Source organism: Rhizobium favelukesii, from assembly GCF_000577275.2.
Taxonomy (GTDB): domain Bacteria; phylum Pseudomonadota; class Alphaproteobacteria; order Rhizobiales; family Rhizobiaceae; genus Rhizobium; species Rhizobium favelukesii.
Genome location: NZ_HG916855.1, coordinates 1,033,970 through 1,053,926, shown reverse-complemented (window position 1 = coordinate 1,053,926; position 19,957 = coordinate 1,033,970). Strand labels below are relative to the sequence as shown.

Genomic DNA, 19,957 nt, shown 5'->3' with positions numbered 1-19,957 from the left:
GTTGCCTGACCATTGAGTTCCCTTCAACGAGAGGAACGTTCAATGGCCAGCTTCTCCAATGATGCCCCGACCACCCCGCTTCGCCAGCGCATGCAGGAAGACATGGTGATGCGAGGGTTGGGATCCCACACTCAGCAGGACTACATCCGTCATGTCCGGCGCTTCGCCACGTTTCTTGGGCGTACCCCTGACACCGCAATGGTCGAGGACATACGACATTTCCAGTTGTATCAGCATGAGAACGGTGTGGGTCCGGCCACGATCAACGGCACGGTTTCGGCGCTACGCTTTCTGTTTGCGGTGACGCTAAAGCGGCGGGATCTGGCGCGAGCGCTGGTGATAACCCGCAATCCACGCAAGCTACCCGATGTGCTGAGCATGGAGGAAGCTGCGCGGTTGCTCGAGGCGGCGCCAGGCATCAAATACAAAGCGGCGCTTGGCGTGGCCTATGGCGCGGGCTTGCGCGTCTCCGAGGTCGCGCATCTCAAGGTCGATGACATCGACTCGACGCGCATGCTGATCCGCGTTGAACAAGGCAAGGGACGCAAGGATCGCAATGCCCTGCTTTCTCCGCAACTCCTTGAACTGCTGCGACTGTGGTGGCGCGAAGGAAAGCGGCGCGGCGTGATGCTGCCTCATGGCTGGCTGTTTCCGGGGCGCAGTCGCACCGACCCGATCTCGTCGCGGCAACTGCATCGCGCGGTTCAGGAAGCTGCGGAGGTCGCCGGCATCCACAAGCGCGTCAGCCCGCATACCCTACGGCACAGCTTTGCCACCCACCTTCTGGAGGATGGCACCGATATCCGCGTCATCCAGGTTCTGCTCGGACATAGCAAGCTGGAGACGACCGCGCTCTATGCGAAGGTCTCCACCCGGACTATTCACGCGGTCGCAGGGCCCCTCGACCGGCTGATGGCGCTGATGGAAGGCAAAACGCCCGACGGCTGAGCCATGCGCACCTCGATTGAGGTCGCCGATATCTTCCGTGTTGCCGGGCCGACCTATCGGAAAGCCCATGGGGGACACCTCAGCTTGGCCCAGTTCAAGGTGATGTCGGCGGTCGAGCACTGCCGCACCGCTGCATTGGGCGGCCATGTCGAGGCCTGCGAGGATTGCGGAGAGTGGCGCATTGCCTACAATTCCTGCCGGAACCGGCATTGCCCGAAGTGCCAGGGCGCCGCCGCACGCACATGGCTCGCCGAGCGCGAGGCTGATCTCTTGCCGGTCGGATACTTCCATGTCGTCTTCACGCTGCCTGCCGAGATCGCCGCGATCGCCTTCTACAACAAGGCGCTCGTCTACGACCTTCTGTTCAAGGCCGCATCGGAAACGATGCTGACAATCGCCGCCGATCCGAAGCATCTCGGCGCGCGCATCGGCATGACCGCCGTGCTGCACACATGGGGATCGGCCATGACCCATCATCCCCATGTTCACATGATCGTGCCAAGCGGCGGCATCTCCCTTGATGGGTCACGCTGGATATCGTCACGTCCTGCATTCCTCTTGCCGGTGCGTGTGCTAGGCAAGCTCTTCCGGCGCTTGTTCCTCACGAGACTGCTCCAACTCCACGATGCCGGGCGGCTCGCCTTCTTCGGTTCGGCTGCGCATCTCACTGACCGTCGGGCATTCGTACGGTACCTGTCGCCGGTGCGAAAGAAGCGTTGGGTCGTTTATGCCAAGCCGCCCTTCGCGGGACCTGAGGCGGTTCTTGCCTATCTGTCACGATATACGCACCGGGTGGCCATCTCGAACAGTCGTCTGATCTCGTTCGACGAGACCGGTGTCATCTTCCGCTACAAGGACTACCGCCGCGACGGCCGCGACCGGCAGCAAATCATGACGCTCGCGACCGTCGAGTTCATTCGCCGCTTCCTGCTCCATGTCCTGCCGCGCGGGTTCCACCGCATCCGGCGATACGGTCTGCTCGCCGGCAGCTCCCGAAAGATCAGCATCGCTCGCGCCCGCGAACTCCTGAACGCTGTCCCGCCGCCCGCTGACGACGCAACCGATGAGCCGAACGATATCCGCCCGCCATGCCCATGCTGCGGCGGACGTATGATCGTCGTCAAGGTGTTCGAACGCTGGCGGCAACCGCGCGGACCGCCAGATAAGGCAACAACGAACCGGGAGAGTGCGTCATGACCCGGCATGGCAGATCCATTCATATGGTCCACTCAAAACAGAGCCGGCCAACGGGAGGGCCTGCGCCAGTCCGAATGGCGCTGGCTTCCAACCGGCCAAACGCTCTCCCAATCACCACGAAACTCTCGGCCGTCACACCCGAAAACACCAATCTTCACCCGCTGGGACCGACAAGCGACGCTGCGAGCAGCGGCCCGCCGGAAGATCCGATACACAAAACCCCATAGCTCACGGAATGCCGACCGCGGGTTCCTGCATGAGAGGCTTTCGTACGCCTGACGGCACCCGAAACCCTTCACCATCGCGGAATTGCATCGCAAGGCGCTTAATAGTCAATCACGGTCCGAGACCGGACCTTTCAGTCCTTCGCGGCAGGAAACACTCAACTGCAGACTCTCGAACCTGATCCTCTTCGCGATGTTTCAACGACATCGGAGTTCTCATCTTCATCTTGTAGGGTGCACCAGATGGCGTAATCAGAACCGCCGGAACTCTCGTTGCCGCTGGACCAAAAATCCGAGCGGCCAACGGCCCGAAGGCCAAGCAGGGACTTCAATCGCATCAGGGATAGCGTGCTACAGCTCGCAACGCCTGGCGCATGGCCGAAGACCGTTACGATCGGCTGCTGGAACACAAGAGTTGCGCTCTGGAACTAATCCCGGATAGCGGCGTTTCACCGAGGATGTCACACCCCCACGACATCAAGCCCAGATGCCTGAGGCTCTGCGTCCTTCCGTTCGCAGAGCCTCATTCGTGACTGCTTGGAGATGGAGGGCCCACGCCTTGGATAGCTTTCGCTATGGACTGGCGGCCCTTCTAGTGCGCTGCCCACATCTTCGTGCCTATGCCCATATCGCACACTGGTGGACCGAAGATATCGAGAATTACGGCGACGCAGTCAGGTTCCGCGACAAGCAGCGTGCTGAGGGTGGCGATAGGATGCTCCTGGAGGAGTACGAGCGGCCTATGCATTCAGCTTGAGGAGGAGCTGCAGTCCTATTTCAACCCTCTCCACCCTCGACCTGCCGTGACGAACTCACTGCCCAGCCCGCCGTCATGAACGCATGATGGTTGCTATGCCCATGACGCTCTCCTTGGCGCTCCTAGAACGACTTCAGGTAAACCCTCCTTGAGCGGACCTCTCGTCCTGCTATTAAGGGCAGGATGCATTGAGGGGCCAGGCTCGACAGCACCCAGCTGGTGAACCTCCCTCGATTTTCTTCTTACTTTTGGGACTTTGGTCCGTCTAGCGATGCCTGCAGATAGGCGTAGGCTATCGTTGTTCTGTCTCTGGCGAGCGGGACAAGAAGGGAAGCTTCCGCCCCATGCGACCACGTTGCAAGCTTAGCCCGCCGGAGGCTTCCCTTTCGATCACCTTCCTTGAACGGCGGCTTCATTCTTTCTGGCTGCCGAAGGCCGGTTCCCGCTCGAATCGGCGACCCCGCGACGTCCCTGGCTTCCTTTAGCCTGCTCGATGAGCAAGACGAGCAGCCGGCTTGAGGCCCTTCGCGCTTTGCTATCTCCTGGGCGACGCTCAAGGAAAAGATCAGCTGTCGGATCTTCGTATCGGACATTCAGCCTCCTCTCGGCGGCAGAATCTAATGGCCGTTCGCGCCAGGGCAATACCGCCATCGAAGCCGGCGCAAGAACCAAACGGAGATGATCCGGCCCATCGCCACATGCGCGCCGGCCGAACGGGTCTGGCAGGTCGAACTTCCTCTTCGCCCGGGTTTCCATGGCGCCCGGCACAACGAGCTTATCCGGCACGATGGGCGGAGATGAGCCCGCTGCCGACGCGCCCGACAGCGGCAAGAGTTCGGCCGGGCAATGCCGCACGCGTCTTGGCCCGAAATCGCCGTCCGCAATCAGTCCCTTGACGCGTGAAGCTCTCCGATGGCTGTCGGCTTCAGGCCCCAGTGCGACCAGCGCTAGCGCAAAACGCGCGACGCGATCGTCCGAGCCGTTCATGCCACCGTTGATGGTGTTGGTCTCGATATCGCCCTGGCGCCGGCGAAGGGATTGAGGTTGCGGCTTTTGAATACGAGAGCGCACCAGCCCTTCCCTTTGGGTCGGTATTGGGGCGATCCGGATTCGCGACGACATCGGTCGGGTTAAACCCTTCTCTACGCACCAATCGCAGATCGCCTGGTCAATCGCCTTGCCGCGAGCCGCATGCCGCTACCGCCCATGTGTTTCTTGCCGTCGCCGTCGAGCGCTGGCCTATTGCCGGATCCGCCCGCGAGTCGTAGCGGGATCTGCGCCGGCATCAGCCCCCAAATGAAGTCGCCACTTTCATGCATCAGCTGAGACGCGATGCACGCTATCCATGCCGAACTCGTCGCGCTAACGATCGAGCGACAGAAGAACGGATTTCATGCCTTACATTGACAGGCTTGAGGGCGGCCGAGCGCATATGCGGAGCTGCGACGAGTACGTTCATTCAAAGTCTCCGATCTGCGGGTTTGCAATGGTTAGTCGATGGGGCTTGAAATCACCAGACACCGCCCTCTATGTCCGGCGAACTGGAGGGGATGGATTGACGTATGATTGGACAGGTGCGCGGACCCGCAGGATCCGCCGCATCAAGATTCTGGTTTGCGCAGCCGTTGCGGCGGCTGTCTCGGTATCGGTCTTGCTCAAGATCGGCGGAGTGGATATTAACTGATCGTTAATGCCATCACTGGAGTGAGGTGGCGCGCATGCGTTCGATTGGGGCATCCTGATTACGACCGCATCACCCCTTAGTGCGGATCGAGGACCCGGCAGGCGGACCACACGAGGCCAGTTCGCCGGGTCTTCTTTTCAATTACTGATAGAAACACCTACGGCGTCAGTGCCATGCGTGCTTGTACCTCACTGAGCGCGGCCGAGGTGTGGCCGGTTTCCTGTAACAGTGCTGCGAGGTCCGCAAACCTCACGCGTGCCACCTCCCCACCAAACTGCTAAGCCCACCTATGCGAACGAAGGCGTCACGTTCCGGCTGCAGAAATCATATTCTAGAAGGGCTCGCAGAATTCCCCTGTGAGCAGGGCTAGCACACGGCTCGTCGAATCCCCTTGGGCCTTGCCTGTCTCTGTCTACGGCCAGGCCGCTGCATCAGCGGCGGCCTCGGCATCCTTGTTCGTCGTCGCCCTGCAATCGCGGCCTGAGTGGCGAGACGTGCCGTCTCGATCGCGCCGCCAATGACCTGCCGCTGCAAGAAGGCGTTGGGACGACAGCTGCGACGTCGCCGAGCGTCGGCACAGCAATTGCTATGTCAGCTGACAGGAAAGGGAAATCGGAAGCTTCAGGGGCTCCGCCGATTCGGTTACGGCGATCTTCTGCTTCGCCTCATCTGCCTTCTGATGGTCATCGCTCCTCCAGCGGCACCTTCAGGCGCTCGTTCTCCGCCGCCACGTCTATTGCGGCCTCCACAAATGGGCGCGAGACGGGCCCGGTGAGACAGGCATCGACGGCAAACCGCTGCAAGAATTCCCCGGGATGGAGATGTTCCGCTCGGCCGGAACTGGCTGAAGACTGACGGCCCAAGAGGCGGCCGACGGAAACGAAGCTGGCATGGACCATGTGTTCGGAAGCGACGGCTGGCGCATCAATTCCTTCAATAGCGAAAGAAACCTCCCGTTTGGCCGAAGCCCATCAAAAGCAGCGGCTCGAGATTGTCGAGCGCCCAGCACACGCGATGACGAAGCGTCTACGCTGGAACTTTCTTGATGCAGCGTTGTTTGACTCATCGATGCCACCATCCGGCATTCGCTCCTGGTGAAGAGGCTCTGTGACGCCACCCCGCGCAGGGCCTCTTTTGCTTAAATGGCAATCGTAATCGCCGCGGTCGTCGCCATCGAAGAGCTTTCGCCCAAAGGGGCGCATGGAGCGATCCGCATACTGCAGATCGACATAATCACGAGCTATCTGCCGACATCCTCAGTAGAGGGGCCATGACGTTTCAACCGAAAATTCTTCATCCGGATGCTTTCGAAACACTTGTCGGCCGCCTGACAGCGTCGAGCCAAAGCTCGCAAACGAAGCGCGAAAGCCCGACAAGCCGTGCACATCGCGCCGGCGAAACAGCCTCGTCATTACTGCTCACGATCTGCCTTGGTCTCCTCGAGCTGATCGCACAGCTGGGCAATTTCGCCGCTAATTGCGACCGTCGTCCCCAACCTGTCAATCTTGCCGGCCTGCTCATCAAAGCGTCAATGGATGAAGCAAGGCTCTCATGTGCATGGGCTTTCTCGTTCTCCGAAATCCTCTCGAAGATTTCCGATCCTTTCAAATGGCCGCAACGGACTTTTCACCGCGTCCGGGGGCGCAGAATATCTCCGCCGCGGTCGCCATACTGCTTGACGTCCGGCATGTGGGACTTGCTGATCGGAGATCTCTCCAGGCCACAACCTGTTCGGCAAACGGGCGATCTGGATCACCTTCGACTTTATCGCCCTCTTCCATTATGGGCTTCGGATGCCATATCTCAGAAAGCGAAGCATTGCCCAAATGACGTCGATGACGGGTTCGGTAAATCCAACGAACTCATTCATCTCGCAGCTCCACTTCCTTTGAATGGAACGATGTAGCGCCGGCGTCGATTGGGTTTAAATGACACGTTCGCGATTGAAGCGCGGCTATGCTGGTCCATCCCCGCGTGACTGCAGATCTCCACCACGTCTCGCCAACCCGGTCACAGCGCGGGATTGTCGCAGTGCCACGAGGTCGACCATATCCGGCACAGTGCCCATGCCACGCGAGCGTGAGACAGCCGCAGTACGTGGCCCGGCTTCCCCGACATGGCACGATTTCTGCAGGGTTACGAATGTATTTAACGCGTGGAGACGGAGTGTAATGGTTCGGGGCACAAGTGGAGAGTTTGTCCCTCTGATGCTCGTGATGAGCGGCCCGGAAAAATACAGGCTGGTGAGATCGATCGGAGACGCCGCCGACGCCCTTATTCGTGCCTGGCCAATTGACGATGGCGAGGACTACGTCGTCGCTGTCAGAGCTTGCCTGGACGCGCTTCATGGAAAGATATCCGCGCGCGATGCCAGAGAGGCGCTCATCCGCGCCGCCGAGGAAGCAGGCATCTCGGTCATTACCGTCGTTCACTGAAGCATTCTACGGCAAGTAGTCCCTCGCGCTGCTCGAGCAACAACTGGAACGGTTATTGCATGAACACTAATATTCAAATGCAATGGGGACGAAGTGTCATGAGTTTGAACGCATCGCATCAGTTTCCTGCTGTTCGTCTCGTTATGAACGGCGCAGAACGATACAGGTTGATCAGGACGGTCGCCGACGTCGCCGAAGTCCTGGTGAAGGATTGGCCCTCCGACGATGGGGAAGAATACATCAACGCGCTTGTCGCCTGCCTGGACGCCTACAAAGAGACCATTCCTGCGCTTGCGGCGCGAGAAGCCTTGATCCGCGCGGCTAACGAGGTGCGCATACCGCATTTCACCCTTGTTTGCTGACCTCATGGTGATGCTCCTTCCGATTTTAATCGGGAACAATCCGGGCCCGAACACCTTGAGCTAGACGAAAGGGAGAACTTTATGACGATCATACCCACGGAGCCGAACCCGGCACCGATGCCGGGTCCGCTTCCCGGTCTGCCACCGGAGGTTCCGCAGCCTCCGATCGAAGAGCCCGATCCGGACGTGTTGCCGGACGAGGTTCCGAATCCCAATCCAGACGAAAATGACGAGCCGCCGAAACATATTTGTCATCAGAGGTAACTAGTTCGAGCGTTGTTACGCCACAATTTTCACAACCGTCTTGCCTTGGTAACAAACTGGTCATAGCCTGACGTGAGCGCTGTTCTGTTCACGCCAGGAGCGAACATGATTGATGACGCTACAATCGACGCGCGCTTACCAGTCTTGTCGGACGGCGCAATCCAGCAGATGTTTGCTGAAATCAATACCAAGGGTTTCTGTTGCATTCCCAACTACATAAATGCAAACGACCTGAAGCGAATGCAGGTTTTTGTATCCCGGGCGGTTGCGAGTTCTCAAAACGAGTATGTGGTCTTCCGTGGGAGCGACGCCGTCTCGGGCACAGGAATGGACGAACTGGCAACATCCGCCGAGTTTACGAGCATTTTCTCGCGGCTATACACGCTTGCCTTCGGCAATACGCCGCCGCAAGTGAAGTTCTACCAGATTCTGCGATGCCTTACCGGCAAGGGTGCAGCCCGTAACTCGCTGATATTTCACTATGATTCTTATCTTATTACGGCCCTCATTCCGGTGACGATACCAGGCACGGGCAAACGAGGCGATTTTCTCCTGTTTCCCAATACGAGAAAAGTGAGAGCTTTTTATGCCAGAAACCTGCTCGACAAACTCTTGCTAGACAATCGCATAACGCAGTTCATGCTTCGCAAGCGGGCGCGGTCGCGAAATACATCGCTCGTCAGAGTTCACATGGTTCCAGGCAGCCTTTATTTGTTCTGGGGTTACCGAAGCATCCACACAAACGAACCGTGCGATCCAGAGTCGGTACGCGCGACAGCGCTCTTCCACTTTGCAGATCCTCATTCTGACAGTTCGCTAAAAGCGGGCTTACGGCACGCTTAAGCCTTCTCTGCCCGGCGTCTCGTATCAATCGGCGTCCGAATTCGCCGAGAGGCGGATAGTGGCACCGCGCGGACGGCACGGGAGGTTCTCGATAAACCCGAAGGCCGATGCGATGTTCGAGCACGCCTCGATTGGCGAAACGACCGGAGAGCCCTGGATCCGGCTAGCGGTCGCCCAAGCGACTGTGCTCCGACGATAGACAATGAGGCTGACGAATTCGAAACGAATGGTTATGAAGAGGAGGCGTAGCCTGCCTGGCGGAAATCCGGTCCCGTCGAGACCATCTTCGGGATTTCGGGGTCAATTGGTGTCTTCACCCCAAAGGCGACGGCCGGCGCATCAAGAACGAGCATTTTTCAAGGAAGAGCATGAACACGGCATTTCAGGTCAAGCTTCTGAAGGACCATCGCACCTTGGCACGACAGAAACTGACGACCCTTGGCGCGGACGATACCAAGCGTCCGCTCTATGAGAAGCGCATCGCCGAACTCGACGAAAAGATCGCGGCACTCGGCGGAGATCGGGACTAGCTCCGTTTGCCATCAAAGGTGATGACCAGCGATTGCCACCCGTGTTCCTCACAAACGACAGGAGTGTCGCAGCAAACGCATGGTCCTTGCCGCCGGCCGAAAAAGGATATCCGGCGGAACCAAATACCGGAACGCTGCGCAGGAATAGGACCGTCGACCATCGAAACCACCGGCGTTTTCCCATTGGGATCGAGCGGGAACCTTCGCACTTGCGGTCAACGAAAATTGCTTTGGCAACTCAAACGACACGAAGGACAGGTTTGCGCGGCTGCGAACTGAACATTGCCCTCGCCGCATCCGCCTCGATCAGCCAACGATCGTTCGTGCCGAGCATCCATCGATCCCGCCGTTGGTCCTGAAGCCAATTGGCACGGTTTCCAATTATGTACAGTCGCCGACGCGCGCGCGTGACGGCGACATTCATGATGTTTGGTGTTTCCAAGGCCCACTGGATGCTGCTGAGACGCTTGGCGCCCAGAATAAGAAGCACCGTCTCAGCCTCCTTTCCTTGAAACGAGTGCACGGTGCCGACCGATCTGTCGATCCATTCCTCCACCAAGGCCGGGGCAAGATCGCCAAACACCTCTGGCGCATCATCCAGGAGCCGCTGCTTGAGCCCTATGGCGACCTTTCTGAAGGGTGAGATGAGGAAGAGATCCGGCAGCGTCGGCTCACCGCGCTCTGAAAGCTGGAATTTGATGTAAGAGGAAACGATCTGCCGGGCCAACGTTCCCTCTTCTGGAACGTAGAAGTCGTTTGGCATCTCGGAGATACCCGCGACATTGATCCAAGCACTCGGGCCGAACATCGGCCGCCGGATGGCGAGCCGCGCTTCCCTCTCCGTCGTCTCATGACCGAGTACCATGGACTCGTCGTAGGCCAGCCCATTTGCGATCGAAAACATCGGCTCTGCACACCGTCGATGGACCTTCAATGGAGCTCCGATCCATTTGCCGTTTCGATTTGCTCCAAACGGGTTGATCCTGTCAGCCAAGGTTTGGAGCGACGTCGACTTGCACCGAAACGCCGGCGGGACGCCCAACTTTGCCGCCAGGGCATTGTCGACCGCAGTGCTAATCGTGCAGATCGGTTCGATCTGAAACGGATCACCAACGACAATCGCACGCTTGGCTCGCGACACCGCATCGATCGCATGATGGCTGCATGCCTGCCCCGCCTCATCAACGATGAGCCACGGTATGGCCCCTCGGTCAAAACGTCCGAAGGTGCTGGCAAAAGAAGAAAATGTCGATGAAACGACGGGAACGAGAAGGCTGAAGGTGCCCCATAAATGTCCAGCGATCGAGGCCAGCTGTCCGCTGCCTTTGCCCGAATTGAGCTCGATCCAGGCTGCAAGGTTCGGCCCGATGCGCTCCCATGCATGATAAACGAAAGACTGGTGAAGCTTCATGGCTGCAATGAAGAGCTCGGCTCGTGCGCGCTCCAGAGCAGCCGATGTTCCAACGAGCATCTCGGCCCTGGCATGTGGCTCCGCATTCACAAACGCGCTTTGGGTGACGACAATACCGAGTTCTTCGACCACCTCGTCTATCTGCTCCGTGGCTCGTGCGAGCACGGCATCGGAGGCCTGCGTCCTATCAGGACGTTCGAAAACAGCAAGAGCACCGGCATGAGTTGACGACCTCAGCGTTGGAACCGTCGCTCCCGGCACCGTCCCGACCCTGCTGTGGATCGAACGCAATCCGTCTGCCGCAAGCAATAGCTCGTTCAGCCGAACGTGTGCGGCTTTGATCTCCTCGACCTTGGCGCTTGCCGCGGCATACTCGTCTCGAGCGACTTGCCAATCATCGACATCGCAGTTTTCAAAGAGAGCGGCACCCTCAAGCGCCTCGGCTATCGATGCCGCACAGCGATCTCTGTTTTGTCGATTGCCGAGCGGCACTGAAATCGAACCCCAGGCGCTGGACATCACGCGGTGCTGCGCCATCAGGTTCTGGGCAAGTCCGGAAAGGTAACTCAGCCGGTCACCGTACCTCTTCCCGATCTTTTCGCGCTTGGGCAATTCGAGGGTCAGGTTTGCGACAGCGCCGTTGTTGGAGCTCGCCACGGCGATGAGGAAATCATGCAGAGCATGATCGATCATGAACTGAGCACCGCCCCCGCCCACAGGCGTAAAGGCAGTCAGGGGATCGTCATAGCGTCGCAGGATTTCGGCACGCCGCGCAATAATCTCGGCGACAACATCCATCAGCAACGTTGTCTTACCCGTGCCGGGCGGCCCGTTTATCGAGAAAACCCCGCCATTTTCCAAGCGCGCAAACAGCTCGTTGACTGCGACTTGCTGCTGTGGCGAAAGAGAAAAGTCAGACGGCCAGCGAGCAGATGGATAGCGTTCGGTCCGCAAGGTCTCCAAGACGACAGCGTCCTCGGCGGCGTCGAAGTCGGATGCAACAGGCGGCATCGTCAAAAGGTCCCATGCTGCGCCTATGATCACGCCGTCTTCCACATCGGATCTAAGCTCGCGAAGAAGATCTGGGTAGACGCTGCTGAAAACTTTCGAATCCCTGACTTTTCTCGTCGGCTTGTTCTGGACGATCGGCTTGGAGCGGGTAACGACAATACACGTCATCGCTGCGCGGATATGGGCCGGCAGCTGCAGGACCAAGAAGGCACGGTCGGCAAGCGCTGCGGCGATAGCCAAGGGCTTGGAACGGGCTTTCAGTCTCGCTTTGAACTCCGTCTCTAATGCATCCGCATACTCGGAAAAACTGATGTCTGTCGTATCGAGTGCTGCAGCCAACTCATGGAGAAACCGACTGACAACAAGGGAGCCCTTTTCCGCGCTTCCCTGGTCGGATACTGCAAAAACGCCCGCAAATGTATAGCGATCTCCCTCGGCATGGCTGTCTTCAGGATCTTTGGCCAGTGGCGACCAACGGCGAACCAGGATTTTGTCGCACGCATCGAGGTTGGTGATGCCATAGCGGACAAAATGACGAACTGACCGATCGCTGTCTGCCTTCGAAGGCCATGGCACGTTCTTGTCAACGATATGGGATACGGTCATATCGACACTTCGTTCGCCCTCATCTTCGGCGATCGGCGCGCTGTAGCGCTCAACGTGCTCCCAGTATTTCAGGACGCGCAGCGCTTGCTCATGCATCCGTCAGGACCACGATTGATTTGGAAACAGGAGCAAGTGAGCCCTCCCATCCGAAGTAAAGGATATTGCTTTCCATAAAGGCACGGCCCCCATCGCGTTCCGGCACAGGGCCTCTTAAAACGCGCTTTTTAGAATTTCTCAGGAAGCTGCCTCTCGATCGGTGGATTGTTCCGAATCGAAACACAGGCACTCTGCGAACTGCAGTCTCTTCGCAGGGCCTGACTAAATCGTTAGCGATGCTGAGTTGACGGGATGGGAGGGGTTCATCCTCCGTAAAATTCAACCACGAGCGCGTTCGCAGCTTCGCCTTCGAGGCAACCGACGCTGCAAAGCGTAGACGATGAGCAGCTCGCTGAGGCCGTCAAATATCTCGGGCTCTTCCGTTCAGTTATCCGGGATCGTAAATCCTCCACGCGGGAACTTGCAGAACTGAGCCGCATTGACCGTACAGGCAGTGCGGAGGCAGCAATGCATGGACCGAAACTCAAGCGTTTCTTCTTCCACGTTCGAAAAGGGAAAGAACTCGTTCGGGATCGAGAAGGGGCCCTATTCAACGACGTCGGCGATGCCATCACCGAAGCCCTGATCTGTGCGAAGACGGGGCGAGGCCATAAAGGCAACGTCGGCTCGACAGGAAAGGCTTTCGAGATTACCGACGAGACCGGAAAACTCCTGGCGACCGTTCCGATAGCGTAATTAATCTTTGAAAACGCTCAGCAGAACGTCGACTTCTATCGTTTTGTCGCGGTCGAGAAGTCAGAGCCTTGCAACGGGATCGACGGGACGTTGCGGCCGAGTGGAACCAGTGCCCCTGCTTGGGCGCGCAGGTGGCGCGCTCACCTAGTGTCTCTCCGACAAGACGCAGCACAGAATTATCCCATATCTTGGACGCGCAAGAAAGGCTTACGACTTGGCCGAAATCGCGCTTAGCTCCTCGAGATCGAGATCACGTTCCAGTTCCTGCAATGTCTCGTCATCGATCTCCCCGGCTCGATGGAGTCGGATGAGCTCCCGTCGTCCAGCAATAGCGGCGGCAAGAAGATGACGAGAACCAGCGCAGGATCGGCAGTGATCGCCGGCAGTCCCGGCAGAAACGCAAGCAGCGCGCCACGTGCGAGCAACGCGACGGACGGTGGGAGTCCCAACTTTTGGGCGGCGTAGTGGAGCGCGAGGATTGCAAGAAACATCGCGATCACCAGCTCGAACAAGTGAGTTCCATCCATGCTTGCTTCCCCACGGCCTTTATTGCGACCTAGGTTTCTATCAAAGGACGTACCCAGTCAAAGTGCAACTCGGTTCGGGAGCAAAGGCTAGGTGTCGCGGGGCATATGAGAGGCAGCGCGACACCAACGAGCGGCGAGCGCAGCGTGTCTGCCTTAAGGTGACGGCCGTGCGCGTTTGCCTCTCGCGGTTCGTGCGGCCTTGGAGCTTCCCCTATGTGTCCTGCAAGTTCTCGCGTCGCGCTGAACCGCGGGCCTGTGGCCAATACCGGAATCTGGAGATAGGGCGTGGTCTCGTGCTTGCCGGAAGCTCGAGACAGCACCGCATCATCGGCCGGAAGCAAATGCCCAAGATGCGGGCTCCGACCGACACGCCCACCTGATCGCGCGGATAAGAACTTCACACCACTATAGGCAAAGGCTTCCCACGCAACCGCATGCCCAACTTCGCCCTGAACGCACGTCGCCTGCGATGGCAGCATCCCTTTGAGAAAGCCACGAGGATACGGCCGCCCGGTTATCGCGGGCGACCGGCGACATTATCTTGGTGGGGCCGCCATCGGGTGGTGGCGTCCAAACAGGCCTCGCGCGTTCTCGACCATGACCTTGAGGTGCAAGCGATCACGCACCCCCTGCTGATAGAGATCGATCACGATGGCAGCGATGCGTCCGGCTTCTTCCGAGTCCTTGGCCACCCCGATCTCCTTCAGCAGTTCGTCGAAGACGCACTGGCAGGCGGCGAGGTCCTGAGTATCGAAAAAAGCCAGCTCTTGAACGTCGATCGTCTTCATTTTGAGGTACCCTATTGAGCGATGCCGCCGTGGTCGAGCGGCGTATCCAGTCGTTTAGGCGACCTGTTGCGCTTCAGCGTCGATCTGAAGCGGGGTTGTCTGGGGCTGACTGCCGTCGCCGATCGCGATCTTACGCGGCTTCATTGCTTCCGGGATTTCGCGCTTCAGATCGATGCTCAGAAGGCCATTCGTCAGCGAGGCGTTCTCGACCCTGACATGGTCGGCCAGCTCGAAGCGTCGTTCGAACGCACGCCCGGCAATGCCGCGGTGCAGGTAGTCCCAGTCTTTCTCCTCGGGCTTCTGTCCCGTCACGATGAGGACGTTGCGCTCCTGCGTGATGTCGAGGTCGGCGCCGGCAAAGCCGGCCACTGCCATCTGGATGCGGTAGGCGTCCTCGCTCGTCTTGACGATATCGTAGGGCGGCCAGGCGTCGATGGCCTGCAGGCGCTGGGCGTTGTTGAGGAGATTGAAGACACGGTCGAAGCCGATGCTGGACCGATACAGCGGTGCGAAGTCAAATTCGTTTCTCATAACCAAATCCTCCGTAAAGCGAGATGGAAAGGAGACGCGTCGGAAACCTGCGTCCCCGGCTTTCCGGCCCCCTATTGGGCTGCCGGCAAACATCGATTTGGTTTGCGTTTTTTTCAGATTCAAGAGCGTCTTCAAAAAAAGTTCTGCGACCTCTCCGAGAGGATCATCGGAACTCTGCTAAATGCTGAAAACGTTGAAACAATTTCTCACGCTGCCTGGAGTTTTCTTCACCTGTCGGAGGTTTTCAGGAGATCTGCATGTGACAGATGTCCGGCACATCTGGGCCACGTCCCAGGACGCGATCGAGGCCATCTCGGCATTGCATATCCTTCGCCCCATCGAAATTCGCGCACCCCGACGACGTGATTGCAGCACCCGGCATGTCGACGCAGGAAAAGCACGCGACCCTCACCTCATGGGCATCCCAGCTGTCTTTCACTACGCACCTCCAATTCATAAACAGCCGCATTATCCTGCACCCGCGCAGCCCTTATCGGACGCGTACCACAGCTTGCCGTCTTGCGTCTAAGCGCGACAATCAGACTTGACCTTGACTTTGTAAACGTTCGTCGTCCACCTTCAGCGCGGCGAAGCTCAAGGGAGAAGGTTTGTGGCTGAACTTTCGGTCTACATCGGGTGGGATTCACGCGAAGACATCGCTTACGAAGTTGCGAAAGCATCGCTGCTCGAACATGCGTCGATCGATGTCGATGTCTTTCCAATCAAGTTGCAGGAGCTTGTTGAACGCGGCGTCTATACGCGGCCTGTCGATCCGCTCGCGTCTACAGAATTTACCTATTCCCGCTTTTTCACTCCATGGCTTGCCGACTATAGCGGCTGGGCACTGTTTTGCGATTGCGATTTTCTGTTCTTTGGGGACGTTGCTGACTTGCTGCAGTATCGCAATGAAAATCACGCCGTTGCATGCGTCCATCATGACTACACGCCAAAAGAAGGCGTAAAAATGGACGGAAAGATCCAGACAAGTTATCCGCGGAAGAACTGGTCGTCATTCATGCTCTTCAATTGCGGCCATCCCTCCAGCCGTAGATTGACCCCAGAACTCATCAACGCGGAAACCGGCGCCTTTCTTCACCGTCTTCAATGGGCCGATGACCGCGAGATCGGAGAGATTCCGGAAGAGTGGAACTGGCTGGAGGGCTGGAGCTCAAAACCGTCCACGGGCTACCCGAAGGGTGTCCACTACACCAACGGAGGCCCTTGGTTCAGCAATTGGCAGGATGTCGACTATGCGCAGCAGTGGCTTGATAAAGCGCTCGCGATCGATCCCAACTTCACCCCGGTGTAAGCAGTAAACCTTGGCGCGCTCGTCAAATTTTTCTCGGTTTTCTCCGGCGGGAGCCTCACGATCGGAGCTAGACCCAAAATGCTATATTGGCCGCGTTTCAGGTGGCGGAAAGGAACGATAGCAATCGGCGATCGCGTATCGATGCGCTACGGCGTCGTGATTGACGCCCTGAGCGGACGCGTCGAGATCGGAAACAATGTTTCGCTTAACGGCTTTGCGGTACTGCTCGGCGACGGAGGCATCCGCATCGGCAATGACGGATCGCAGCGCAAACCGCAATTGTGTCCTTCGAGCATGGTTTCGATGATCCAGCCGCACCCATAAGACCAGCCGTTACGCAAAGCACAGGTCGTGATCGAGGACGACGTTTGGATCGGGGCCGGCGCGAAAATTTTGGCGGGGGCTCACATTAGCCGTGGCTGCGTAATTGGAGCCAATAGCGTGATCAAGGGAACGACGGTTCCAGGTGGCATCTACGTCGGCGCACCGGCTCGACTGGTCAGGGCTGCGTGGCCGTTGAATCCCAACGAACCCTTGACAGGCCAAAGCGCCAGGTTCGTGGACTGAGCGACGTGCGGGTCCGCCGTAAAGACCGGCAATCTCTGCTCGCTGAATATCTGTAACGCTTGCAGATCGGTTTCCCTGTGCATGCGAGAAAGATTCAGCGAATTGTACTTGTGACCTTTCGAGAGTGGATCGATCCCGGTGAGGATGACATTTGCCGCCCCGCTGTTGATTGCCAGAGCTGCCCCGACGATGCCATTCGACCACTTGCCCTCTCCTTCCAACTCCAGATTCAACCGTCCTGTCATCCGATGCATCAGCGCCATGCGCTCATGACGGCTGATCAGCATCAATTCGTCGTAACGGTAGTCGAATGCGTCAAGCCCTCTCAGGAGCCGGTCGAGCTCGTGTCGCCAATTGAGGACGCAAAGTAGACCGGTTTTCGCATGCTGGAGCACTCTGCGAACCTCGACGGCGGCCGGATTGGGTCCTTCAATTTGATTGAACTGCATCAATGTCACGTCGGGCGGCTGAGTCAACCAAGCCTCAGCAGCCACCTGCGAGGCGTTTATCGTCAATACGCGAAATGAATCGTCCCAGCCGTGAACCTTCGTGGAAAAGGGCGCGGAACCCACGACAACGACGTTTCTTCCGAGAAGAAGCCGCTTTAAATCGGGAACTCTGGGCGCTGCCAGCCGATACCTTAACCAGCGGTTTAAATAGCGCTTACCGCGTACCAGCTCTTCCAAGTATGACATGTTCCCCCACCCAGAGCTTGTGGATTACACTCGTACTCTTCATTTTAAGTTCGGCTATTCATGCAAATACATAGGGCCACGCTTACGAGCTAATTATTATGATGACCATGTAAGTCATCGCCATAATTGCAAGAAGCAATCCGGGTCGCAACATACCGCTCTCCTAGTGCACGAGCCGATCCGAATAACCCTTTGATATTGCCGGTTGCACGCCCTGCCCCCAGTTGCGCCGCCGACAACAGCACCATTCGCACAGACTATATCTCGTCACGGGGATTTCGTATCGATAACCGACGCTGCAACCGGGCACTTGCGCCGATGTCATCTTCGATCGCAACGATGGCAACGGTCTTTCCGTATCGCGCCGAAAAATAATCGCGCTCTCTTTCTGCCTGGGCCAGGCTTCTGGCAATCATACAGATTTCAGACTCACGAACTACCGCATATTGCATAGTCGATGTCCTCCGCTTCGACGGCTCGACACCTAGAATGGCCCACTTTGTTTGAAAAATCAACTTTACGGCGAGAGGGAGGCCATCGGAACAGTGCGGTGCCCAACCACGAGTGATGACAGGTTCCAGCCTTAGAAATAACAACAACCGCCACCCCGATTAAGCAGACAGCGGCCTTGCAACGGAAGCAGTCCCCTCCACTGATGCCGGCTTCGTCTCCATGCGTCGCGGCCCCTACTGCAGGGTCGCGTGAACCGTGTACCCATGAGCCATCTCCGGACGTAGTTCGAACATCCGGCGGAGCAGCCGCGCTGCATCGTCCATGATGAAGACGAGGTCTGTAAGGCGCTCGAGCTCCGTATGAATTCGATATGCCTCGACGTCGTCGAGACGTCCAGTTGCGATCAGCCTTTTCGCCTTTTCAATCAAACGTTCCGTCCGGGCCACGATGTCCAGGCTGTTGCGTATAATGACGTCGAGCATACGTCTCCCCTCGCTTGCGAAACACAAGCGTGTCGGAGAATCGATCAACTCGCAATCCCCCAATCCAGCTAAAGACGGTCGCGGATACGGTCGTACAGATCGCGCATTTCGTCGAGCGCCCGCTCGTAACGCGAGCGAGGCGTGGATGAGCGCAGTCCAGCGATCGCAAAGGCGAACGCCCCGGCGACGGCCGCGACCGCCAGGAGTGATGAAACAGGATAAAGCTTAACCGTTGCTTCGGTCTGCCGTGCGGCCTGCATTGCGCCACCCTTTACCGATCGCGCGGCGGCGGAAATCTCGCGCCGCAACGACTCCATCTGCCTGCGCAGGGCGCGGATTTCTTCGCGAGGATCATAGTCCGGCTGCGGTGGGATGCCGACCGAGGCAGTGCTCGTGTCGACGATCGCCTTCGGGACCGGCTCGCCGATCTTGGCACCTTCGGTAACCGCCGGCGCGGTTGCGGTTCGTTTGCGAGGCGGCATGTCGGTCTCCGTGATATTATTACCTGTTTCTACATTAATTGGAGCAGCCGGTGCGGCCTTCAAGCGCAATCGCCTTGAGCTTGAAGGCGAATTGCTACTGCACGCGCTTCAATGGCGGGCGTTCACGCGCATGGAGCACGAAGGTTTCGATCAGCACCGTGGCGACGTCGATGGAAGCGAAACCAGCGACGTCAGGAGCATTTCACTGCTCCCGCAAGACCGTCTCCAGATCGTCTGAGACATAACCAGGGCGGCTGCGGCTCTCAGGGTCCTCGACCTGTCAAAAGTTCTTCCCGCTTCTCGCGACGGCGTCCCTTCGCTACGGAATTTTTCGATGGAACCTTGCCTACAAGCATCCGGAACAATGACACCGCTCGGCTCGTTTTCTTCCTGTATCGCTAAAAAATCGAGGCGACCATGTGGGTCATCATGATCGGCGCCGTTCTCGTGATCGGCGGGTTTCTTTACCTCTTCCGGCAAGCACTCAGCAGGCGACTGAGTGAACCTCACCAATTGGCGCAAGGTAGCCAAACGCTCGAACCGCAGCATCAGGGACTGCGCTTTCTCGGGCTATCAAAGAACTGGCCGGGTCTAATGATCATCGCTCTCGGCGCGCTGCTATTGGCTTTCGGCGGATATTTGTGATGGATCGCCGCGCTTGACCACTTTGCCCGCCCCCATCGACTATCCACGGTCCGTGCGCATGGCGCGCAAGCGCGCCTGTGCGCTGGTCATCGGATGATCAAAAGCACTTGAGAGGAAGGCGTGGCTGAGAGCGGTCGCGTTGGCGTTCGGCACGTGGACGGGGTGGCTCCTCAGTGGAAAGTAGAGGCTTTCAATGCGGCGCCTTGGCCACCAAAATGGTTCATCAGAATGGTCTAAAAAGAGCTTGCACGAGCAAGCAGCGATCGTTACTCTTTGCCTGTTACCGAGTGGTAGCGCTCTATTGGACCTCAATCGCCCCGCCAACCAGCGGGGTATTTTTTTGGCCAGCTGACCTTCTCCCCTCGGCCATGTCACCGGGCAGGACATACAGGTCGGCCTGGTGGGCGCCATTGC

The 19,957-nt window shown here is 58.2% G+C and carries 21 protein-coding genes and 1 pseudogene; 14 read left to right on the top strand and 8 right to left on the bottom strand.

Features of this window, described 5'->3' with window-relative positions:
• Positions 1–42: 42 nt before the first annotated feature.
• The 8 genes from LPU83_RS68535 (at position 43) to LPU83_RS68500 (ending at position 9,244) form a co-directional block, all read left to right on the top strand.
• On the top strand, positions 43–948 hold the full coding sequence (locus tag LPU83_RS68535; protein WP_040680778.1) for a tyrosine-type recombinase/integrase: 906 nt from the start codon (positions 43–45) through the stop codon (positions 946–948).
• 3 nt (positions 949–951) lie between these two features.
• Positions 952–2,145 (top strand): IS91 family transposase, encoded by a 1,194-nt coding sequence (locus LPU83_RS68530; protein ID WP_040680946.1) that lies wholly within the window; start codon positions 952–954, stop codon positions 2,143–2,145.
• 783 nt (positions 2,146–2,928) lie between these two features.
• On the top strand, positions 2,929–3,126 hold the full coding sequence (locus tag LPU83_RS73635) for a hypothetical protein (protein WP_231052091.1): 198 nt from the start codon (positions 2,929–2,931) through the stop codon (positions 3,124–3,126).
• 3,855 nt (positions 3,127–6,981) lie between these two features.
• Positions 6,982–7,245, top strand: coding sequence for a DUF982 domain-containing protein (locus tag LPU83_RS68520; RefSeq protein WP_024316289.1), 264 nt, complete (start codon positions 6,982–6,984; stop codon positions 7,243–7,245).
• A gap of 98 nt (positions 7,246–7,343) precedes the next feature.
• Positions 7,344–7,607 carry a DUF982 domain-containing protein gene (locus tag LPU83_RS68515; RefSeq protein ID WP_024316290.1) on the top strand — a complete coding sequence of 88 codons (264 nt, stop codon included), beginning with the start codon at positions 7,344–7,346 and terminating at the stop codon, positions 7,605–7,607.
• A gap of 81 nt (positions 7,608–7,688) precedes the next feature.
• Positions 7,689–7,871 carry a hypothetical protein gene (locus LPU83_RS68510; RefSeq protein WP_029710178.1) on the top strand — a complete coding sequence of 61 codons (183 nt, stop codon included), beginning with the start codon at positions 7,689–7,691 and terminating at the stop codon, positions 7,869–7,871.
• A 105-nt stretch (positions 7,872–7,976) separates the two neighbouring features.
• Positions 7,977–8,714 carry a hypothetical protein gene (locus LPU83_RS68505; RefSeq protein ID WP_024316291.1) on the top strand — a complete coding sequence of 246 codons (738 nt, stop codon included), beginning with the start codon at positions 7,977–7,979 and terminating at the stop codon, positions 8,712–8,714.
• Between the two features lie 368 nt (positions 8,715–9,082).
• Entirely contained in the window at positions 9,083–9,244 is a 162-nt protein-coding gene (locus tag LPU83_RS68500) for a hypothetical protein (protein WP_157997398.1), read from the top strand.
• Positions 9,245–9,482: 238 nt separating this feature from the next.
• Here the strand turns inward: LPU83_RS68500 and LPU83_RS68495 are convergent, their stop codons facing one another.
• Positions 9,483–12,368: a DEAD/DEAH box helicase gene (locus tag LPU83_RS68495; RefSeq protein WP_024316293.1), complete on the bottom strand. Its 2,886-nt coding sequence runs from the start codon at positions 12,366–12,368 to the stop codon at positions 9,483–9,485.
• Between the two features lie 468 nt (positions 12,369–12,836).
• Here LPU83_RS68495 and LPU83_RS68490 point away from each other — a divergent pair, with 468 nt between their 5' ends.
• Positions 12,837–13,064 carry a DUF6894 family protein gene (locus LPU83_RS68490; RefSeq protein ID WP_024316294.1) on the top strand — a complete coding sequence of 76 codons (228 nt, stop codon included), beginning with the start codon at positions 12,837–12,839 and terminating at the stop codon, positions 13,062–13,064.
• 320 nt (positions 13,065–13,384) lie between these two features.
• Here the strand turns inward: LPU83_RS68490 and LPU83_RS68485 are convergent.
• From LPU83_RS68485 to LPU83_RS68475, 3 genes and pseudogenes are all read right to left on the bottom strand, one after another.
• Positions 13,385–13,591: pseudogene (locus tag LPU83_RS68485) on the bottom strand (Na+/H+ antiporter); the annotation flags it as partial.
• A gap of 536 nt (positions 13,592–14,127) precedes the next feature.
• The gene (locus LPU83_RS68480) at positions 14,128–14,379 is read right to left on the bottom strand and encodes a hypothetical protein (protein ID WP_024316296.1); all 252 of its coding nucleotides are present in this window, start codon (positions 14,377–14,379) and stop codon (positions 14,128–14,130) included.
• 54 nt (positions 14,380–14,433) lie between these two features.
• Positions 14,434–14,910 carry an Hsp20 family protein gene (locus tag LPU83_RS68475; protein WP_024316297.1) on the bottom strand — a complete coding sequence of 159 codons (477 nt, stop codon included), beginning with the start codon at positions 14,908–14,910 and terminating at the stop codon, positions 14,434–14,436.
• 610 nt (positions 14,911–15,520) lie between these two features.
• Here LPU83_RS68475 and LPU83_RS68470 point away from each other — a divergent pair.
• The 3 genes from LPU83_RS68470 to LPU83_RS74915 all read left to right on the top strand — a co-directional run bounded on the left by LPU83_RS68470 (position 15,521) and on the right by LPU83_RS74915 (position 16,786).
• Positions 15,521–16,219 carry a glycosyl transferase gene (locus LPU83_RS68470; RefSeq protein ID WP_024316299.1) on the top strand — a complete coding sequence of 233 codons (699 nt, stop codon included), beginning with the start codon at positions 15,521–15,523 and terminating at the stop codon, positions 16,217–16,219.
• A 141-nt stretch (positions 16,220–16,360) separates the two neighbouring features.
• Positions 16,361–16,543 (top strand): hypothetical protein, encoded by a 183-nt coding sequence (locus tag LPU83_RS74920; RefSeq protein WP_024316300.1) that lies wholly within the window; start codon positions 16,361–16,363, stop codon positions 16,541–16,543.
• 27 nt (positions 16,544–16,570) lie between these two features.
• Positions 16,571–16,786, top strand: a complete 216-nt coding sequence (locus tag LPU83_RS74915; protein WP_225040132.1) for an acyltransferase — start codon at positions 16,571–16,573, stop codon at positions 16,784–16,786.
• Here LPU83_RS74915 and LPU83_RS68460 read toward each other — a convergent pair.
• The 4 genes from LPU83_RS68460 to LPU83_RS68445 form a co-directional block, all read right to left on the bottom strand.
• The gene (locus LPU83_RS68460; protein WP_024316301.1) at positions 16,693–17,481 is read right to left on the bottom strand and encodes a hypothetical protein; all 789 of its coding nucleotides are present in this window, start codon (positions 17,479–17,481) and stop codon (positions 16,693–16,695) included. The genes LPU83_RS74915 and LPU83_RS68460 overlap by 94 nt on opposite strands.
• 257 nt (positions 17,482–17,738) lie before the next feature.
• On the bottom strand, positions 17,739–17,933 hold the full coding sequence (locus LPU83_RS68455; RefSeq protein ID WP_141652576.1) for a hypothetical protein: 195 nt from the start codon (positions 17,931–17,933) through the stop codon (positions 17,739–17,741).
• A 234-nt stretch (positions 17,934–18,167) separates the two neighbouring features.
• Positions 18,168–18,416 carry a hypothetical protein gene (locus tag LPU83_RS68450; RefSeq protein ID WP_024316302.1) on the bottom strand — a complete coding sequence of 83 codons (249 nt, stop codon included), beginning with the start codon at positions 18,414–18,416 and terminating at the stop codon, positions 18,168–18,170.
• Between the two features lie 68 nt (positions 18,417–18,484).
• Positions 18,485–18,898, bottom strand: coding sequence for a hypothetical protein (locus tag LPU83_RS68445; RefSeq protein ID WP_040680945.1), 414 nt, complete (start codon positions 18,896–18,898; stop codon positions 18,485–18,487).
• Between LPU83_RS68445 and LPU83_RS68440 the strand changes: the two genes are divergently transcribed.
• Together LPU83_RS68440 and LPU83_RS68435 are read left to right on the top strand one after the other, a co-directional pair.
• On the top strand, positions 18,897–19,136 hold the full coding sequence (locus tag LPU83_RS68440; protein ID WP_024316304.1) for a hypothetical protein: 240 nt from the start codon (positions 18,897–18,899) through the stop codon (positions 19,134–19,136). The genes LPU83_RS68445 and LPU83_RS68440 overlap by 2 nt on opposite strands.
• Positions 19,137–19,315: 179 nt before the next feature.
• The gene (locus tag LPU83_RS68435; protein WP_024316305.1) at positions 19,316–19,543 is read left to right on the top strand and encodes a hypothetical protein; all 228 of its coding nucleotides are present in this window, start codon (positions 19,316–19,318) and stop codon (positions 19,541–19,543) included.
• Positions 19,544–19,957 lie beyond the last annotated feature (414 nt).